The organism is Streptomyces sp. NRRL F-5126 (assembly GCF_000721265.1).
Lineage (GTDB): Bacteria > Actinomycetota > Actinomycetes > Streptomycetales > Streptomycetaceae > Streptomyces.
Genome location: NZ_JOFZ01000010.1, coordinates 178,770 through 196,637 on the forward strand (window position 1 = coordinate 178,770; position 17,868 = coordinate 196,637).

Consider the following 17,868-nt stretch of genomic DNA (forward strand, 5'->3'; position numbering starts at 1 on the left):
GTCAACGTGACGAAGATGAATCGCGAGACCGTGATCGCCCAGGCGCTCGACCTGCTCGACGAGGTCGGCCTGGACGCCGTCAGCACGCGGCGGCTGGCGAAGCGGCTCGGCGTCGAGCAGCCGTCGCTCTACTGGTACTTCCGCACCAAGAAGGACCTGCTCGCCGCGATGGCGGCGGCGGCGATGGCGCCTCACGCGACCGCCCCGCTGCCGGCGGCGGGCGACGACTGGCGCGGGTGGTTCCTGGAGAACACGCGCAGTTTCAGGCGCACCCTGCTGATGCGCCGCGACGGCGCGCGCCTCCACGCGGGCACGACCCCCGCGGGCGACCTCGACCGGATCCGCCACAAGATGGACTTCCTGGTCGCCGCCGGCGTACCCGAGCGCGACGCGCAGATGGCGATGCTCGCCGCCGGCCGCTTCACGGTCGGCAGCGTCCTTGAGGAGCAGGCGGACGCCGCGTCGGGCGGCGGCACGGAGCCGCCGCCCGACCTGCCGGCGATCGACCACGAATCGGCGTTCGAGGCGGGCCTCGCCCTCATCCTGGGCGGCCTGAGCGGTCCGAGCGCCGCCTAGGGGTCAGGCGGCGAGCAGCCGCTCGCTCAGCTCCCACAGCCGCAGGGAGTTGCCCGGGTCGAGCGACTGCGAGGTGGCGTCCGAGGGGATGCTGTCCGCCGTCAGCGGCCGCGGCTCGTCGTCCAGCGGCGCCACGTCGCTGTCCTTGAGGTAGACGCCGCCGATGTCCGCGAGCAGCGGGCTGGCGGCGCCGAACACGATGGTCGCCGCGCCCTGCCGCACGGTCTTCTTCCCGACGGCCGGGTCGATGACCGGCCTGCCGTCCTCGTCGATGAGCCCGGCGGCGCGCAGCCCCTCGGTACCGGCCGCCGCGTTGAGCGCGGTGCCCACGACGACGCCCGGGTGGGCCGCGTAGCCGCGGATACCGTCCACGGCCCAGCGGCGGTCGAGTTCTGCCGCGAACAGGACGTTGGCGGCCTTCGACTGGGCGTACGCCAGATGCGGCTCGTAGTCGCCGTTGGCGAAGTGCGGGTCGTCCCAGCGGATGGTGGAGAAGCGGTGGGCGCCTGATGTCACGTTGACCACGCGGGCGCCGTGCGCCGCCCGGAGAGCGGGCAACAGGGCGAGGGTGAGCTGGAAGTGGCCGAGGTGGTTGACCGCGAACTGCATCTCGTAGCCGCGCGCGTCCACCTCGCGGTGTTCCGGTGCCGCGACACCGGCGCAGTTGATCAGGGCGTGCAGGGGACGCCCCGATCCGTTCCACCGCTCGGCGAAGGCGTCGACCGACACGGGGTCGGCGAGGTCGAGCCGGCTGATCCCGACACCTTCGATCCCGGCCACGGCCTCGCGGGCGCGCTCCGGGTCGCGTGAACCGGCGGTCACCCTGGCGCCGCGTGCGGTCAGTGCGCGGGCGACTTCGCGGCCGATGCCCGCGTGCCCGCCGGTGACGATGACGTTCCGGCCGGTCAGGTCCGTGCCGGCGAGCACCTCGTCGGCCGTCGAGGCCGGCGTGAATCCGGATCCTATGGGCTTCTGCTGGTGAGTCATGGGAGTTGTCCCCTTGGGGAAAGGAAGCGGAACCTTGCTCCATTTACTTTACGGAGCAGCGTTCCGATTCCGCAAGTGGAGCAGCGCTCCGGCATGCGGCACGGGCGCACGGGACCCCGCCGAGTGGACGGCTTCGGCCGTACGGCCCCGACGGCGAGCCGCGGGGCGTACGGCGTTCCTACGCTCCGGCCATGCAGACAGCTCTCGTCACGGCATCCGCCCTCGCCGCGCTGCTGACCGGCACAGCGGCCGCCCCGTCCGGCGGCGAGCCGCTGCCGGGCACGCTGGCGGACACCGGCGGCGGCAGCCAGCTGATCACCGTCGAGGCCGCCGGCACCGCCGCCACGACGGCCCGGCTGACATGGTGGGACGAGCGCGGCGGCCAGTGGGTGAAGGCCGGCTCCGCGCCCGCGCGGTTCGGCTCGCACGGCCTGACGGAAGGCACGACGCGCAAGCAGGGGACGTACACGACCCCGACCGGCCTCTACGACCTGCCGTACGCCTTCGGCAACGCGGCGCCACCCGCGGGCACGCGGTACCCGTACCGGCGGGCCACCGCGCGGTCCTGGTGGTGCGAGGACAACGCCTCGCACGCGTACAACCGGTGGACGGAGGGGCTGCCGGCGGACTGCGCGGCGAGCGAGTCGGAGCACCTGGCCGATTACCCCGGCCAGTACGCGCGCGCCATGGTGGTCGGCTTCAACTACGACCACCCGGTGCACGGCAGGGGGGCCGGGATCTTCCTGCACGTCAACGGCAAGGGCTCGACGGCGGGGTGCGTGTCGGTGCCGGCGGCGTCCATGGCGTCGATCCTGACCTGGGCGGATCCGCAACGGCGCCCGCACATCGCGATCGGCACGAGCGGGGGCGCGACCGCGATCACGAAGTACTGACATGCGGAACCCGGCACCTATAGACCTGTCCAGGCATGTCCAGTACTGTTTCAGACATGCCTGGACAGGTTCACAAGCATCATCGCATCGCCCGCGTGCTCGCCGACGAGATCCGCGCCGGCGTGCACAGCACCGGCGAACGGCTGCCCGGGGAGCACGCGCTCACCGAGCGGTTCGGCGTCAGCCGCACCACCCTGCGGCAGGCGCTCCAGGTCCTCGGCGACCAGGGGCTCATCGCCACGCACCCGGGCATCGGCTCCTTCGTCACCTTCGACGGCACGCCGCTGGACAACCGGCTCGGCTGGACGCGCTCCCTCGCGGGCGGCGCGGCGGGCGCGGCGGGTCTTGTCACCGAGGTACTGCGATTCGAGACGGTCGGCGACCCGGCGCTCGCGGCGGAGCTCGGCACGCAGTCGGACGCGTTCGTCGCGCTGGACCGCGTGCGGCGCCTCGCCGACGGCTCCGGCGTCTCGCTCGAACACAGCCGCGTGCCCGCGGTGGGCGCGCTGGCCGACCTGCCGTCGACCGGGCTCACCGAGGGGTCGCTGAACAAGACCCTGCTCGCCGCGGGCCGGATCACCGAGTCGGGCGACGGCCAGGTGTCCGTGCGCGGCCTCGACGACGCCGAGGCCGGCACGCTGCGCCGCTCCCCCGGCGAGCCCTTCCTGCACCTGGCCCAGGTGTACCGGGCCGCGGACGGGTCCGTCGTCGAGCAGGTGACGAGCCTTCTCGACCCGGCCAGATTCCAGCTGCACGTCCACTCGGGACGAGGAGACAACCGGTGACCAACGCCACCACCGACGCCACCACGCTCGACCGCGCCCTGGGCGCCTTCTACGGCCTCGCCATGGGCGACGCACTCGGCATGCCCACGCAGATCATGTCGCGCCGCGACGTCGTACGCGCCTACGGCACGCTCACCGGCTTCGCGCCTGCCGGCCCCGGCAACCCGGTGAGCGCCGGGATGCCCGCGGGCTCGGTCACCGACGACACCGACCAGGCCGTGATCGTCGCTCGGCTCCTCGCGGAGGGCGCCGGGCACATCGACCCGCTGCGCCTCGCGCACGAGCTGCTCGACTGGGAGAAGGAGATGAAGGCGAAGGGCTCCTTCGACCTGCTCGGCCCCTCCACCAAGGCAGCGCTCGACGCGGTGGCGCGCGGCGTACCCGTGGAGGAGGCCGGACGGTACGGCACGACCAACGGGGCGGCCATGCGGGTCACGCCGGTCGGCATCGCCTTCGCGGCCGAGCCGCCCGGCGCGTTCCTCGACCGGGTCGCGGAGTCCTGCCAGGTGACGCACGACACCACGATCGGCATCGCGGGAGCGGCCGCGGTCGCGGCGGCCGTCAGCACGGGCGTCGGCGGTGGCACCCTGGAGGACGCCGTGACCGCCGCGGTCGGGGCGGCCAGGGCGGGCGCGGAGCGCGGCCACTGGATCGCCGGCGCGGACATCGCGTCGCGCATCGAGTGGGCGTCCGGGCTTGTCGACGGCGTGCCCGAGGAGCAGGCGCTCGACCTGGTGTGCTCGCTCGTCGGTACGAGCGTGGCAAGCCAGGAGTCGGTGCCGGCCGCGTTCGCGGTCCTCGCGATCGCGGACGGCGACCCGTGGCGCAGCTGCCTGCTCGCGGCGAACCTCGGCGGCGACAGCGACACGATCGGCGCGATCGCCGGCGCGGTGGCCGGGTCGGTGGCCGGGCTGCGCGCGCTGCCCGGCGAGGCCGTGGACACCCTGCGGACCGTCAACGAACTCGAGCTCGAGCCCCTCGTGGAGCGCCTGCTCGCGCTGCGCTGAACCGCGCACCCACCCACACCGCCCGGGCGCGCCCACGCTCCCGGCGCGGCACCCGTCCCTCCGTAAGAGGCAAGGAGGTTCCGCCATGACCGCTTCGACGACGAACGATCAGGTCGGTACCGGCACGGCAGAAGAGATCGCGGGCGACCGGGTCGGCGCCATCGAGACGCGCGGCATCGAACCCGTGCCCGACGAGGAGCGGCACGGCCACGCGAGCCAGATGTTCTGGACGTGGTTCGCGGCCAACATCTCGATCCTCGGGCTGCCGCTCGGCGCGACGCTCGTCGCATTCCGCGGACTGAACATCTGGCAGGCGATACTCGTCGCCGTGATCGGCTCGGTCGGGTCGTTCGCGCTGGTGGGCGTCCTCAGCCTGGCGGGCAAGAAGGGCGGCGCGCCCGCGCTGACCCTCTCGCGCGCGGTGTTCGGCCAGCGGGGCAATGCGGGGCCGACGCTGATCAGCTGGCTGAGCCGGGTGGGCTGGGAGACGATCTCGACCACGACCGCGGCGTACGCGCTGCTCGCGCTCTTCCAGTGGATCTTCGGCTGGCATCAGAACACCGTGCTGACGGTCATCAGCCTGCTGGTCTTCATCGGCTGCACGCTGCTGATCAGCGGCCTCGGCCACGCGACGATCATGTGGATCAACAAATGGGCCACGGTCGTCTTCGGCGTGCTGAACCTGATCGTGATGGGCTTCCTCGTCGCGACCGTCGACTGGGACAAGGTGCTCGGCGTGCACGCGGGCCCCGTCAGCAGCGTCGTCGCCGGCGTCGGCTTCATCGCGGCCGGCACCGGCATCGGCTGGGCGAACGCGGGCGCGGACTACGCCCGCTACCTGCCGCGCTCCATTCCGGGCGGCAGGCTGGTGACGGCGTCCGCGTTCGGCGCCGGCATCCCGCTCGTCCTGCTGATCTCGCTGGGTTCGCTGCTGTCCGCGGGCGACTCCACGCTGGCGAGCGCGTCCGACCCGGTGGCCGCGATCAACGGCATGCTGCCGTCGTGGATGGCCGTGCCGTACCTGATCGCCGCGTTCGGCGGGCTGCTGATGTCGAACCACCTCTCGACGTACTCGGCCGGGCTGACGATGCTCACGCTGGGGCTGCGGGTGCGCAGGCACTGGGCGGTGACCGTGGACGTGGTGCTGATGTTCCTCGGCGGCATCTACTTCATGCTGATCGCCAAGGACTTCTACGGCCCGTTCTCGACGTTCCTCACGCTGCTCGCCGTGCCGATCTCGGCGTGGGTCGGCGTGATCCTCGTCGACTCGGCGCGCGGCCGCGGCTACGACTCGAAGGCGCTGATGGACACGTCCCGCACGAGCCGGTACTGGTACCACGGCGGCTTCCACCTGCCCGCGGTGGCCGCCTGGGCGGCCGCCATCGTGATGGGGCTGCTGTTCACCGAGGCGTCGACGAGCGCGGACGACGTGTGGTTCGCGGGCCCCTGGGCGCACACGTGGCTCGGTGACAACGGGCTCGGCTGGGCGATCTCCATGGCCGTGGGCGCGCTGGTGTACGCCGTGTTCGGCCGGCGTCCCTCACTCGCGCCGCCGGACGCGCCGGACGCGTCCGCTCGCGAGGCCGCCGGGTCCGGGCGGTGAGCGGGCGGCTGTTCCTCGCGGGGAACGTCATCGCGGACCTGGTGATCGAGGTGCCCGCGCTGCCCGAGCGCGGCGGCGACGTCATCGGCACGCGTACGGAGGTGACGGCGGGCGGCGGCTTCAACACGCTCGTCGCGGCGGGGCGGCTCGGCGCGCCCACAGTGTTTGCCGGGCTGCACGGCACGGGTCCCCACGGCGACCTGGTGCGTGCGGCGCTCGCCTCGGAGGGCGTGCGGGTGCTGCTGCCGCCCCGCACGGACGGCGACACCGGCTTCACGGTGGCGCTGGTGGACGCGGGCGGCGAGCGGACGTTCGTCACGAGCTTCGGCGTCGACGCCGAGATGACCGCGGCCGACATGGCGGCCGTCTCGGCGCAGGTGGAGGCCGGGGACCTGGTGCAGGTGTCCGGGTACGGCCTCGTGATGCCGGTGAACGGACCGCTGCTCTCGTCGTTCGCGGCGGGCCTGCCCGCGGACGTCACGGTGTGCCTGGATCCGGCGCCGCTGGTCGCCGACATCCCGGCCGAAGTCCTCGGTCCTGTGCTCGCGCGCACGGACTGGCTGAGCGCGAACGGGCGCGAGGCGCGGCTGATGTCGGGCCTCGACGCCCCGGGGGCGGCGGCAGCCGCCCTGCGCGAGCGGCTGGCGCCGGGCGCCGGGGTCCTCGTACGCGCGGACAAGGACGGCTGCTGGCTGGCCCCGCCGGACGGCTCGTCCCCCGTGCATGTGCCGGGGTTCCCCGTTCAGGCCGTGGACAGCAACGGCGCGGGCGACGCCCATGTGGGGGCGTTCCTCGCGCTGCTCGGCGAGGGCGCGGCCCCGGCGGACGCGGCGCGCGCGGCCAACGCGGCGGCGGCGTACGCGGTCGCCCGCCGCGGCCCGGCGACGGCCCCGACGCGCACGGAACTGACCGCGTTCGCACGGTCGGCGGGCGCGGACGACGTGGCGGCGCTCCTGGGCGGGTAACGCCCGCCCGTCCGCCTCCGCGCGGCCGGCGAAGTTCCCCGCCACCCGGCGGCGCGGCGTACCCGACACCCGCGCCCCGGCGGCTGCACGGCCCGGTTGGCGCGGGGCGCCGATGGCCGGGTCGCCCAACCTGGCAGGTCCCGCCCCCTCGCGGCCCCGGGCCACTCGGCCTGGCACACCCTGTCGCCTGACGCCTGCCCCGGAACGGATACGGGAGCGGCGCGCGGAAGGCGCCCGCCGGATCCGTCCGCCGGTCGGGCCCCGGCCGAGCGCCGCAGCGCCCCGCCGCCTGACGGACACTGTCGCGTCGGGGCGAGACGTCACTCCGGCGCGCCGGGGTCTGAACCCCGCAGTAGCAGGTCAAGGGCTGTCGGTCCGGAATGGGAGCTTTGCGCAAGCGTTCGAGGAACGGTCACCGCAGCCGTTCTCCGAACGACTCCCATTCGCGCGCCAGGCCCCGCACGGATGGGTAGGGTTCCGGGTGTGACCGTGGCAGGCGGGGAACGGGTGGGCGGACGCTACCGCCTGGTCGAGGTGATCGGCCAGGGCGGTATGGGCCGGGTCTGGCGGGCCGAGGACGAGGTGCTGGGCCGCCGGGTCGCCGTCAAGCAAGTCCTGCTGGCCCCGGACCTGCCGGCCGAGGACCGAGCCCGCCTCATCCGCCGCAACCGGACCGAGGCAGAGGCCGCAGCCCGGCTGCACCACCCCGGCATCGTCACCGTCCACGACGTCATCGACCACGCCGGCACCCCGTGGATCGTCATGGAACACCTCTCCGGGCCGTCCCTGGCCACCCTCATCGCCCGACGGGGCCGACTGCAGTGGCCACGGGCCGCCGCCCTGGGGGCGCAGGTCGCCGAAGCACTCGCGCACGCGCACGCCCGCGGCGTCGTGCACCGCGACCTCAAACCGGACAACATCCTGATGGAAGGCGACCGCGCGGTCCTCACCGACTTCGGCATCGCCCGAATCCTGGACTCGGACTCCACCCTGACCTCTCCGGGCACCGTGCTCGGCACCCCGCAGTACATGCCGCCCGAGCAGCTCAACGGCCAAAAGGTCGCAGCCTCCGGGGACCTGTGGGCGCTGGGTGCCACTCTGTATGCCGCCGTGGAGGGCCGGCCCCCCTACACCGGGGACGGCCTGAGGGCCCTGATCACCGCCATCCTCACCCGCCCCCTGCCGGCGCCCGCCCACGCCGGTCCCCTGGCCGGCCTCCTCGCCGAACTGTTGACCCGCGACGCCGGCCAGCGCCCCACGGCCGAGACCACCGCCCGGCGCCTGCACGCACTCGGCCCCGCCCCCCAGCCAGTACCCGCCCCGCACACGCCCACCGTCCCAGACCGACCCGGTACCCCTGCCCCGCCCGAGGGCGAACCCACCCGGACAGCCGGCGACCGCATGACGATCGCGAAGCCACCGCCAACGCAATCCAGGACAGGCACGCCGTCCTCAGGCCGCCGCCAAGACTCGCGCCACCCCACCCCGGGACCGGGAGGGTCGGCTCAACAGCCGCCAGGGCGAAGGCTGGTGACGCGCCGTACCGTCCTCCGTCGCGTATTCATCACTGCGGCCGCGCTGGCCGGCGGACTGGCGGCGCTGATGGCGCACCCCGGCTCTCCACCAAGTCCCGGCCCTCCATCAAGCTCCGGCTCTCCGGCAAGCCCCGGCTCTCCATCAAGCCCCGTAGTCCTTACCGCTCCCCTCACCGGACCCGGCGCCGGCTCAGTCGGCTCAGTGGCCTTCAGCCCCAACGGCAACACCCTGGCCGCCAGCCACGGGCTTGGCGGCGTGCAGCTGTGGAACGTGGCCACCGGAAAGACCACCCACACCCTCACCGCCCCCGACGACTTCATAGTCAAGTCGGTGGCTTTCAGCCCCGACGGCAGGACACTGGCCGCAGGCACCCAGTCCTTCGCCGCGCAGCTGTGGAACCTGGCCACCGGAAGGAGCACCCACACCCTCACCGCTCCCGACAGCACCGTCACGGTCGGTTCGGTGGCCTTCAGCCCCAACGGCAAGACCCTGGCCACAGGCAACGTCGGCACCGTGCAGCTGTGGAACCTGGCCACCGGAAAGACCACCCACACCCTCACCGGACCCGGCCCCGACAACTGTGGCGTCGTCGGTTCAGTGGCCTTCAGCCCCAACGGCAAGACCCTGGCCGCCGACGACGGCGACGGCACCGTGAAGCTGTGGAACCTGACCACCAGCAAGACCCACACCTTCATCGGCCCCGGCCCCGACCGTTGCGGTGTGTCCGGTTCGGTGGCCTTCAGCCCCGACGGCAAGACACTGGCCGCCACCAACTACAACGGCACCGTGAAACTGTGGAACCTTTCCACCGGAAAGACCACCCACACCCTCACCGCCCACCCCGTCGACACCGTCAACCCCTTCACGGTCCTCTCGGTGGCTTTCAGCGCCGACGGCAAGACCCTGGCCGCCGGCTACGACGACGGCACCGTGAAACTGTGGAACCTGACCACCGGCAAGACCACCGCCACCCTCACCGCCCCCGACGACTTCATAGTCAAGTCGGTGGCTGTCAGCCCCGACGGCAAGACACTGGCCGCCGGCTACGACGACGGCACCGTGAAGCTGTGGAACCTGCACGCACACTGACCTCGAGGATGGTGCCGGCCGGGCGCGCCGTGTTCGGCGGAGTGGCTGTTCTGCCCATGGCCGGGCGAAGACGGCCTCGCCGTTCATCCCGGGCCGGCCCTACTCCTTCGTGGCCATGCTGGAGCCGGGCGCCACGTCATGGACTGCGATCCTGGACGCGGTCCGGCTCGGCCCGACGGACGACGCGACCGCGGTCACCGCCGGCCAGTGGCAGGCCGGGGACCCGGGCATCGTGACCGTCAGCGATGCCGGCTACGACGTCACCCGCCTGGCCTGGGTCCTGCGCGGTCGGCCGCCGAAGCACGGTCCGGAATTCCGCTTCACCAAGCCGGAGACCTGGCCCGAGGCCGCAACCCGGGCATGGGACGGGACCGAGTCCCCCCGGCTCGACCACGACGATGGACTTCCCCTGGTCGAAGGCACGTTGACGCGCCTGAAGGTCGAACACCAGTCGAAGGAACGAGATGCTCCGCCACCGTGGTTACGGTCCTCCAAGACCGGCGTCGCTCCGGACGACGTGGCCCGCTTCCGGCAGGCACTCGGCTCCGGCTCGCCCGGCTCCTCGGCCCGGCCCGTGTGCCCAAACCCACAGGCACCGGGCCCGGACAGCCACCCGGCGGCAGGAACGAACACCCGGCACACCGCTACGACGTCGGCAAGACCGTCAAACGCCCCAAGACCCTCAAGAAGAACAAGATCAGCGTTCGCGGCCCGTCTGGGCCAGTTTGAGCAGGTGGTCGGCGAGGGCCTGGCCGCCGGTCGGGTCGCGGCTGATCAGCATCAGCGTGTCGTCGCCCGCGATGGTCCCCAGCACGTCGCCGAGCTCCGCCTGGTCGATGGCCGAGGCGAGGAACTGCGCGGCGCCAGGGGGCGTGCGCAGCACCACGAGGTTCGCGGACGCCTCCGCCGAGATGAGCAGTTCGCCGGCCAGGCGGCGCATCCGCTCCTCCTTCACCGACTCCCCCAGCGGCGCGTGCGGCGTGCGGAAGCCGCCCTCGCTGGGCACCGCGTAGATGAGCTCGCCGCCGGCGTTGCGGATCTTCACCGCGCCCAGCTCGTCCAGGTCGCGGGAGAGCGTCGCCTGGGTGACCGTCAGGCCGTCCTCGGCGAGCAGCCGCGCCAGCTGGCTCTGCGAGCGCACCGGCTGCCTGCCCAGGATGTCCACGATCCGGCGGTGCCGGGCCATTCTCGTCTGGGGCAGGGAGGGACCGGCCTGCTGCTGCGGCTCGCTCATCGTCGTCGTCTCATCTCAGTTCGTCGGCTCCTGCTGCTCCGTCGCCGCGTCGAGCACGCCGGGCAGCGCCCGCACGAAACCGTCGATCTCGGCGTCGCCCACGACGAGTGGCGGCATCAGCCGCACGACGTCGGGCGCGGGCACGTTCACGAGGAACCCGGCGTCCTGAGCGGCCCGCTGCACCCGTGGTGCGAGAGGCTCGGTGAGCACGATACCGAGCAACAGGCCGGCGCCGCGGACATGGGAGACCAGCGGGTGGCCGAGCCCCTCGACGCCGCCCCGCAGCCGCTCTCCGAGGCGGCCGACCCGCTCCAGCGCCCCACCGCCGGCGAGCGTGTCGAGGACGGCGAGCCCGGCGGCGCACGCGACGGGGTTGCCGCCGAACGTCGTGCCGTGCTGCCCCGGCTTCAGCAGATCGGCCGCCGGGCCGAACGCGACGGCCGCGCCGATCGGCAGCCCGCCGCCGAGGCCCTTGGCGAGGGTGACAACGTCGGGGTCCACGCCCTCGTGCGCCTGGTACGCGAACCAGTGGCCCGTGCGCCCGACCCCGGTCTGCACCTCGTCGAGCACCAGCAGCGTGCCCGTGGCGCGGGTGATCTCGCGGGCCGCGCGCAGGTAGCCCTCCGGCGGGACGACGACGCCCAGTTCGCCCTGGATGGGTTCGATGATCACGAGCGCGGTGTCCTCGGTGACGGCGGCGCGCAGCGCGTCCGCGTCGCCGAACGGCACGTGCGTGACGTCGCCGGGCAGCGGCGCGAACGGCGCGCGCTTGCCCTCCTGGCCGGTCAGCGCTAGCGCGCCCATGGTGCGGCCGTGGAAGCCGCCGGTGGTGGCCACCATGTGCGTGCGGCCAGTGAGGCGGCCGATCTTGAACGCGGCCTCGTTCGCCTCGGCGCCCGAATTGCAGAAGTAGACGCGGCCCGGCCGGCCGAAGAGCTCGACGAGGCGTTCCGCGAGCGCGACCGGAGGCTCGGCGATGAACAGGTTGGACACGTGCCCGAGGGAGCCGATCTGCCGGGTCACGGCCTCGACGACGGCGGGGTGCGCGTGGCCGAGCGCGTTGACGGCGATGCCGCCGACGAAGTCCGTGTACGCGGTGCCGTCCGCGTCCCAGACGGTGGCGCCCTCGCCGCGCACGAGCGAGAGCGCGGGGGTGCCGTAGTTGTCCGCCATGACGCCGCGCCAGCGCTCGGCGAGGCGGGCGCCGCCGTTGGCCGCCTCGCCGAGCGTGGCGGTTGTGCGGTCGGCGGTGGTGTCGGCGCTCACTGCGCGTCCCTTCCTGTCGCTGCGGGCATGTCGTCCGGCACGACCATCGTGCCGATGCCCTCGTCGGTGAAGATCTCCAGCAGGATCGAGTGCGGCACGCGGCCGTCGATCACGCGGGCCGTCGAGACGCCGCCGCGCACGGCGTCGAGGCAGCCCCGCATCTTCGGGACCATGCCGCTGGACAGCTCGGGCAGGAGCTTGTCCAGCTCGGTCGCCGTGAGGCGGCTGATGACGTCGTCGCTGTTCGGCCAGTCCTCGTAGAGGCCCTCGACGTCCGTGAGCACGACCAGCATCTCGGCGCCGAGGGCGACGGCGAGCGCGGCGGCCGCGGTGTCCGCGTTGACGTTGTAGACGTGGTGGTCGTCGGCGCTGCGCGCGATGGACGAGACGACGGGGATGCGCTCGTCGTCCAGCAGGGTCGTGATCAGGCCGGTGTCGATGCCGCTGATCTCGCCCACCCGCCCGATGTCGACCCGCTCGCCCTCGATGCGGGGCCGGTGCTTGGTCGCCGTCATGGTGTGGCCGTCCTCGCCGGTGAGGCCGACGGCGTGCGGGCCGTGCGCGTTGAGCAGACCGACCAGTTCGCGCTGGACCTGGCCGGCGAGCACCATGCGCACGACGTCCATGGCCTCGGGCGTGGTGACGCGCAGGCCGGCCCTGAACTCGCTGACGAGGCCGTGCCGGTCGAGCGCGGCGCTGATCTGGGGGCCGCCGCCGTGCACGACGACCGGCTTGAGGCCGGACTGCCTGAGGAAGACGACGTCCTGCGCGAAGGCCGCCTTCAGGTCGTCGTCGACCATGGCGTTGCCGCCGAATTTGACGACGACGACCTTGTTGTTGTGCCGGACGAGCCAGGGCAGCGCCTCGACCAGGGTCTGCGCCTTCGGCAGCGCGGTGTGCCTGCGCGCGTTCATGAGCTGTACGCGCTGTTCTCGTGGACGTAGTCGGCCGTCAGGTCGTTGGCCCAGATGACGGCGGACGCGTCGCCCGCGGCGAGGTCGGCGGTGACGCGCACCTCGCGGAAGCGCATGTCGACCTGGTCGCGGTCCTCACCGATCGAGCCGTATCTGCAGACCCAGACGCCGTTGATGGCGACGCCGAGGCGGTCGGGTTCGAACACCGCGCCGGTCGTGCCGATCGCGGACAGCACGCGGCCCCAGTTGGGGTCCTCGCCGTGGATCGCGCACTTGAGCAGGTTGTTGCGTGCGATGGAGCGGCCCACCTCGACGGCGTCGTCCTCGTCCGCCGCGCCGACGACCTCGATGCGGATGTCCTTGGACGCGCCCTCCGCGTCCCCGATGAGCTGGCGTGCGAGGTCGGCGCAGACCTCGCGCACGGACTCGGCGAACGGCTCGTACTCGGGTGTCGTGCCACTGGCGCCGGAGGCCAGCAGCAGGACGGTGTCGTTGGTGGACATGCATCCGTCGGAGTCGACACGGTCGAACGTGGTGCGGGTGGCGGCGCGCAGCGCGGTGTCCAGCACGTCGGCGGGGACGTCGGCGTCGGTGGTGAGCACGACGAGCATGGTGGCGAGGCCCGGCGCGAGCATGCCCGCGCCCTTGGCCATGCCGCCGACCGTCCAGGCACCGCCGGGCCCGGTGGCGACGGCCGTCTTGTGCACGGTGTCGGTGGTCTTGATCGCGATCGCGGCCTTCTCGCCGCCGTGCTCGGACAGGGCGGCCGCGGCGGTCGCGATGCCGGGGAGCAGCTTGTCCATGGGCAGGAACTCGCCGATGAGGCCTGTGGAGGCGACGGCGATCTGGCCGGCGCCGACGTCGTCGCCGCGCGCGGAGAGGATCTCGGCGGCCCTTTCGGCCGTGGCGTGGGTGTCCTGGAAGCCGCGGGGGCCCGTGCAGGCGTTGGCGCCGCCTGAGTTGAGGACGACGGCCGCGATCTCGCCGCCGCGCACGGCCTGTTCGGACCAGAGCACGGGCGCGGCCTTGACGCGGTTGGAGGTGAAGACCCCGGCCGCGGCGCGGCGCGGCCCCTGGTTGTGGACGAGTGCCAGATCGGGAGCGCTGCTCTGCTTGATCCCCGCGGCGATGCCCGCAGCGGCGAATCCCTTCGGTGCGGTGACGCTCAAGGCGCGACTCCGATCGTGGTCAGTCCGGTGTCCTCGGGGAGTCCGAGGGCGATGTTCATGCTCTGCACGGCGCCGCCCGCGGTGCCCTTGGCGAGGTTGTCGATGGCGCTGGTGGCGATGACGCGGTCCGCGTGGGGGTCGTGGGCGACCTGGACCTGTACGGCGTTGGAGCCGTACACGGACGCGGTGGCGGGCCACTGGCCCTCGGGCAGCAGGTGCACGAACGGCTCGTCCGCGTACGCCTTCTCGTACGCCTGGCGGACGGTCTCGGCGGTCGTGCCTGGACGCGCCTTCGCCGAGCAGGTGGCGAGGATGCCGCGCGGCATGGGGGCGAGGGTCGGGGTGAAGGAGACGGTGACGTGCTCGCCCGCGACGCCGCTGAGGTTCTGCGTGATCTCCGGCGTGTGCCGGTGGCCGCCGCCGACGCCGTAGGGGGACATCGACCCCATGACCTCGCTGCCGAGCAGGTGCGGCTTGGCGGACTTGCCCGCGCCCGACGTGCCGGACGCGGCGGTGATCACGGCCTCGGGCTCGGCGAGTCCGGCCGCGTACGCCGGGAACAGCGCGAGCGTGACGGCCGTGGGGTAGCAGCCGGGCACAGCGACGCGCTTGGACCCCTCCAGCGCGGCGCGGGCACCCGGCAGTTCCGGCAGCCCGTAGGGCCAGGTCCCGGCGTGCGGGGAACCGTAGAAGCGCTCCCAGTCGGCGGCGTCGCGCAGCCGGAAGTCGGCGCCCATGTCGACGACGAGCGTGGCGGCGCCGAGCTGCTCGGCGACGGCGGCCGACTGCCCGTGCGGCAGCGCGAGGAAGACGACGTCGTGCCCGGCGAGCATCTCGGCGGTCGTCCCGCCGAGTACGCGGTCGGCGAGGGGCAGCAGGTGCGGCTGCAGCGCACCGAGCCGCTGCCCGGCGTTGCTGTTGCCGGTGACGGCCCCGATCTCCACCTCCGGATGCCCGAGCAGGACGCGCAGGACCTCACCCCCGGCGTACCCGCTCGCGCCGGCCACTGCCACACGTACAGACATCGGACATCCCTTCCCTCAAGGGCATGACTATACGTATCCATGCAGTTTTATGCAACGAGTCGCGGCGGGTGGGTGCAGCGCACCCACGCCCCGGCGACCGTCCGCGAATAGCGTGGTCGGCATGGAAAGTGAGAACGAACTCGGTGACTACCTGCGCGCCCGTCGTGCGGCGGTGGCACCGGCGGACGTCGGCCTGCCCGACGACGGGCCCCGGCGGGTGCCGGGGCTGCGGCGTGATGAGGTGGCGCTGCTGGCCGGGATGAGCACCGACTACTACATCCGGCTGGAGCAGGGCCGCGAGCGGCACCCCTCCGAGCAGGTGCTGCGGGCGATCGCCGGGGCACTGCGGCTGGACGACGCGGCGAGCGCCCACCTCTTCCGGTTGGGCCTGTCCGTCGTCGGGACGCCGGCTGCCCCGGCGACCGTCGCCCCCGAGTTGCTGCGGCTGATGGACGGCATGCGTGATGCGCCTGCCTTCGTGGTCGGCGCGGCGCAGGACGTGCTGGCCGCCAACGCGATGGCGCGCGAGCTGTACCGCGGTTTCGCCCGGTATGACAACCTGCTGCGGATGATCTTCCTCGATCCCTTCGCGCGTGAGTTCTACGCCGACTGGGACCACGCGGCGAGGACCGCGGTGGGCAACCTGCGGGCGTCCTCCTCGCAGTTCCCGCAGGACGGGCGCATCGAGCGGATCGTCGGCGAACTGAGCGTGCGCAGCCCCGCCTTCACGGGCCTGTGGGCACGCTACGAGGTGCGTCCCCGTACGCACGAGGACAAGCACTTCCGGCACCCGCGGGTGGGGGAGATACGCCTGCACTTCGAGGCGCTCGCCGTCACCAGCGCCCCCGGACAGCACCTGTCCGTTTACAGCGCGGAACCCGGCAGTGCCGGCGCCGACGCACTGATCCTGCTCGGTCGGCTGTCCGAGCGGGAAGCGACCCTGGCGGACCAGGCCGATCCCGCGGCAGAAGAACTCCGATCATGACCGCGCCACTGGCCGAGGCCGTCGGCGCCTCCGGGACAGCCGGCGGGAAAGCCGCCCGTCCCGGTTTTGGCGCCATGCGCCCGACCCGTGGGCGCCGGGTCGGGCGCCCCGAGTACCTGGGGTCCCGTTGGAGGACCAGGTCTGCGAGCCGAAAAGACTCCAGGACGAGCGCAAGATCATCATGATCGGACCGTCCCGGGCCACCGTCGGCCGGATCGAGCGGATCCGCGCAATCGTGGAGATCGCCACCGGCCGGGCGCCCGGCCGTGCCGACATCCTGGAGCACTACACCCGCCACGGCATCGGCTTCAGGCCGCTGAGCACCGGTCGCCGCCGGTGAGCCGGTCGGCCGGATCGCGACCACCCGGCACGCCGGCCCGTCGCAGGTGGCGCGCCTGGCTGGGCGGCCCGCTCCCTTTCCGTCTCCCGCCCCCTGTTCCCGCTCCTGCTCCCGCTCCTCACGACTGCTCCCACCGAAGAAAGAAGCTTGCCATGCTGCTGCCCTCCGACGAGATGGGCCGGGGCCGCCCCGTGGTCCTGTTGCACGCGCGTCCCACCGACCGCACCATGTGGGGCGCCCACCTTCCGCTGCTCGCCGATGCGGGCGTGCGGGCCATCGCGCTGGACCTGCCCGGCCACGGCGACGCGGGCCTGCCCGAAGACCGTGAAGTGGCCCCCTGGACCGATGTACTCGACACGCTCGCCCACCTCGGGGCAGACCGCTTCGTCCTGGCCGGGAACTCCCTTGGCGCCCTGGTGGCGCTCCAGGCCGCCGTCACGGCGCCCGAGCGGGTCGAGGGCCTGTTGCTCGTCGGGTACCGGCCCCACGACCAGCCGGCCTCCCCTCGTCTGGAAGCCGCCTGGGACGCAGAAAGGACGGCTCTCGCCGCCGGAGACCTGGACGCGGCGGTGACAGCCGGCGTCGGGGCGTGGACCTCGGCCGGCGCGACCGACGAAGTACGCGCTCACACGGCCCGTATGCTCCGCGGCCAACTCACCCGGCAGTTGGCCCACGGCGAGCCGCCGCTGGCGGCGGACCCGCTCGGCGAGGGAGCGGCGGCGCTGCGCACACTGACCGCTCCCGCCCTGGTCGGCGTCGGCGAACACGACATGCCCGACTTCTTCGAGGGTGGCGAGGGACTGGCCCGCGACCTCGACGCGGGCGAGCCCGTGGTCATCCCCGCCGCAGGGCACCTCGCGCCGTTGGAACAGCCCGCCGCGTTCTGCACCCTGCTCCTGGAGCTCATCCGCCGCCTCCCGGCGCGGTAACGCTGCGCGTTGCACCCGGCCGCCGGCTCAAGCGCTCCGTCACAGCGGAGGTGCACGGGAGCGACGGGCGCCCGCTTTGACGGCTGTCGTAGCGTTGAGCGAGTCCGTTGCAGCGCTTCCAAGGAGTCACCGTGGCCCGCCCCCGCACCGCCCCACGAACGGTGGACCATCCCGACCTGGCGGACGTTTCCCTGCAGCAGATCCTGGAGGCGCTGGTGGAGCCCGTACGCCGCACGCTGGTGGCGCAGCTGGCCGGCGCCGACGAGGACATGAGTTGCGGGACGTTCGAGACGCCGGTGTCGCCGTCGACGCTGACGCACCACTTCAACGTGTTGCGCGAGGCCGGCGTGATCCGCCAGTACTACGTGGGGACGACGAAGTTGAACGCACTGCGCGCCGCGGACATGGAGGAGCGCTTCCCCGGCCTCTTGCGGGCCGTCATGACGGCTTCCGCCGCGGAGGCGACTCGAACCTGACGCGGCCGAGCGGCCACCAAGGTACACACTTCGACGGATGTCAAAATTTGACGACCATCGAACTTTGGGGCAGGCTGCACGACGAGACC

17 protein-coding genes and 1 pseudogene are annotated in these 17,868 nt (G+C 73.0%); 12 read left to right on the forward strand and 6 right to left on the reverse strand.

Annotated features, from left to right (window positions below; all coding sequences use genetic code 11):
- The first annotated feature begins 15 nt into the window (after nt 1–15).
- Nucleotides 16–576 carry a TetR/AcrR family transcriptional regulator C-terminal domain-containing protein gene (locus IH48_RS0122260; RefSeq protein ID WP_030907412.1) on the forward strand — a complete coding sequence of 187 codons (561 nt, stop codon included), beginning with the start codon at nt 16–18 and terminating at the stop codon, nt 574–576.
- Between the two features lie 3 nt (nt 577–579).
- On the opposite strand, the gene IH48_RS0122265 is transcribed toward IH48_RS0122260, so the two are convergent.
- Nucleotides 580–1,563, reverse strand: coding sequence for an SDR family NAD(P)-dependent oxidoreductase (locus IH48_RS0122265; RefSeq protein WP_030907415.1), 984 nt, complete (start codon nt 1,561–1,563; stop codon nt 580–582).
- Nucleotides 1,564–1,754: 191 nt separating this feature from the next.
- Here IH48_RS0122265 and IH48_RS0122270 point away from each other — a divergent pair, with 191 nt between their 5' ends.
- The 7 genes and pseudogenes from IH48_RS0122270 to IH48_RS37500 form a co-directional block, all read left to right on the forward strand.
- A complete protein-coding gene (locus IH48_RS0122270; RefSeq protein WP_030907417.1) occupies nt 1,755–2,456 on the forward strand; it encodes a L,D-transpeptidase family protein in 702 nt (233 codons plus the stop codon).
- A gap of 56 nt (nt 2,457–2,512) precedes the next feature.
- Nucleotides 2,513–3,241 carry a GntR family transcriptional regulator gene (locus IH48_RS0122275; RefSeq protein WP_030907420.1) on the forward strand — a complete coding sequence of 243 codons (729 nt, stop codon included), beginning with the start codon at nt 2,513–2,515 and terminating at the stop codon, nt 3,239–3,241.
- Between the two features lie 80 nt (nt 3,242–3,321).
- Entirely contained in the window at nt 3,322–4,248 is a 927-nt protein-coding gene (locus IH48_RS0122280; protein WP_420705531.1) for an ADP-ribosylglycohydrolase family protein, read from the forward strand.
- A gap of 85 nt (nt 4,249–4,333) precedes the next feature.
- Nucleotides 4,334–5,851: a purine-cytosine permease family protein gene (locus tag IH48_RS0122285; protein ID WP_051840359.1), complete on the forward strand. Its 1,518-nt coding sequence runs from the start codon at nt 4,334–4,336 to the stop codon at nt 5,849–5,851.
- Nucleotides 5,848–6,816, forward strand: a complete 969-nt coding sequence (locus tag IH48_RS0122290) for a PfkB family carbohydrate kinase (protein WP_030907430.1) — start codon at nt 5,848–5,850, stop codon at nt 6,814–6,816. The genes IH48_RS0122285 and IH48_RS0122290 overlap by 4 nt, the downstream gene beginning before the upstream one ends.
- A gap of 483 nt (nt 6,817–7,299) precedes the next feature.
- Nucleotides 7,300–9,441, forward strand: a complete 2,142-nt coding sequence (locus IH48_RS0122295) for a WD40 repeat domain-containing serine/threonine protein kinase (RefSeq protein WP_158710335.1) — start codon at nt 7,300–7,302, stop codon at nt 9,439–9,441.
- Nucleotides 9,442–9,450: 9 nt separating this feature from the next.
- Nucleotides 9,451–10,170: pseudogene (locus IH48_RS37500) on the forward strand (transposase); the annotation flags it as partial.
- Here IH48_RS37500 and IH48_RS0122300 read toward each other — a convergent pair.
- The 5 genes from IH48_RS0122300 to argC all read right to left on the reverse strand — a co-directional run bounded on the left by IH48_RS0122300 (nt 10,139) and on the right by argC (nt 15,049).
- Nucleotides 10,139–10,675, reverse strand: a complete 537-nt coding sequence (locus IH48_RS0122300; RefSeq protein WP_030907435.1) for an arginine repressor — start codon at nt 10,673–10,675, stop codon at nt 10,139–10,141. The pseudogene IH48_RS37500 and the gene IH48_RS0122300 sit on opposite strands and share 32 nt — an antisense overlap.
- Nucleotides 10,676–10,690: 15 nt before the next feature.
- The gene (locus IH48_RS0122305) at nt 10,691–11,848 is read right to left on the reverse strand and encodes an acetylornithine transaminase (protein ID WP_051840406.1); all 1,158 of its coding nucleotides are present in this window, start codon (nt 11,846–11,848) and stop codon (nt 10,691–10,693) included.
- An 89-nt stretch (nt 11,849–11,937) separates the two neighbouring features.
- Entirely contained in the window at nt 11,938–12,855 is a 918-nt protein-coding gene (gene argB / locus IH48_RS0122310) for an acetylglutamate kinase (RefSeq protein ID WP_030907441.1), read from the reverse strand.
- Entirely contained in the window at nt 12,852–14,024 is a 1,173-nt protein-coding gene (argJ, locus tag IH48_RS0122315) for a bifunctional glutamate N-acetyltransferase/amino-acid acetyltransferase ArgJ (RefSeq protein ID WP_030907444.1), read from the reverse strand. Before argJ ends, argB begins: the two co-directional genes overlap by 4 nt.
- Nucleotides 14,021–15,049 (reverse strand): N-acetyl-gamma-glutamyl-phosphate reductase, encoded by a 1,029-nt coding sequence (gene argC / locus IH48_RS0122320; RefSeq protein ID WP_030907447.1) that lies wholly within the window; start codon nt 15,047–15,049, stop codon nt 14,021–14,023. The genes argJ and argC overlap by 4 nt, the downstream gene beginning before the upstream one ends.
- A gap of 121 nt (nt 15,050–15,170) precedes the next feature.
- Between argC and IH48_RS0122325 the strand changes: the two genes are divergently transcribed.
- From IH48_RS0122325 to IH48_RS0122340, 4 genes are all read left to right on the forward strand, one after another.
- The gene (locus IH48_RS0122325) at nt 15,171–16,034 is read left to right on the forward strand and encodes a helix-turn-helix domain-containing protein (RefSeq protein ID WP_030907450.1); all 864 of its coding nucleotides are present in this window, start codon (nt 15,171–15,173) and stop codon (nt 16,032–16,034) included.
- A gap of 127 nt (nt 16,035–16,161) precedes the next feature.
- Nucleotides 16,162–16,374, forward strand: a complete 213-nt coding sequence (locus tag IH48_RS0122330; protein ID WP_030907453.1) for a hypothetical protein — start codon at nt 16,162–16,164, stop codon at nt 16,372–16,374.
- Nucleotides 16,375–16,526: 152 nt separating this feature from the next.
- Nucleotides 16,527–17,303 carry an alpha/beta fold hydrolase gene (locus tag IH48_RS0122335; RefSeq protein ID WP_030907455.1) on the forward strand — a complete coding sequence of 259 codons (777 nt, stop codon included), beginning with the start codon at nt 16,527–16,529 and terminating at the stop codon, nt 17,301–17,303.
- A gap of 131 nt (nt 17,304–17,434) precedes the next feature.
- A complete protein-coding gene (locus tag IH48_RS0122340; protein WP_030907458.1) occupies nt 17,435–17,779 on the forward strand; it encodes an ArsR/SmtB family transcription factor in 345 nt (114 codons plus the stop codon).
- Nucleotides 17,780–17,868: the final 89 nt, after the last annotated feature.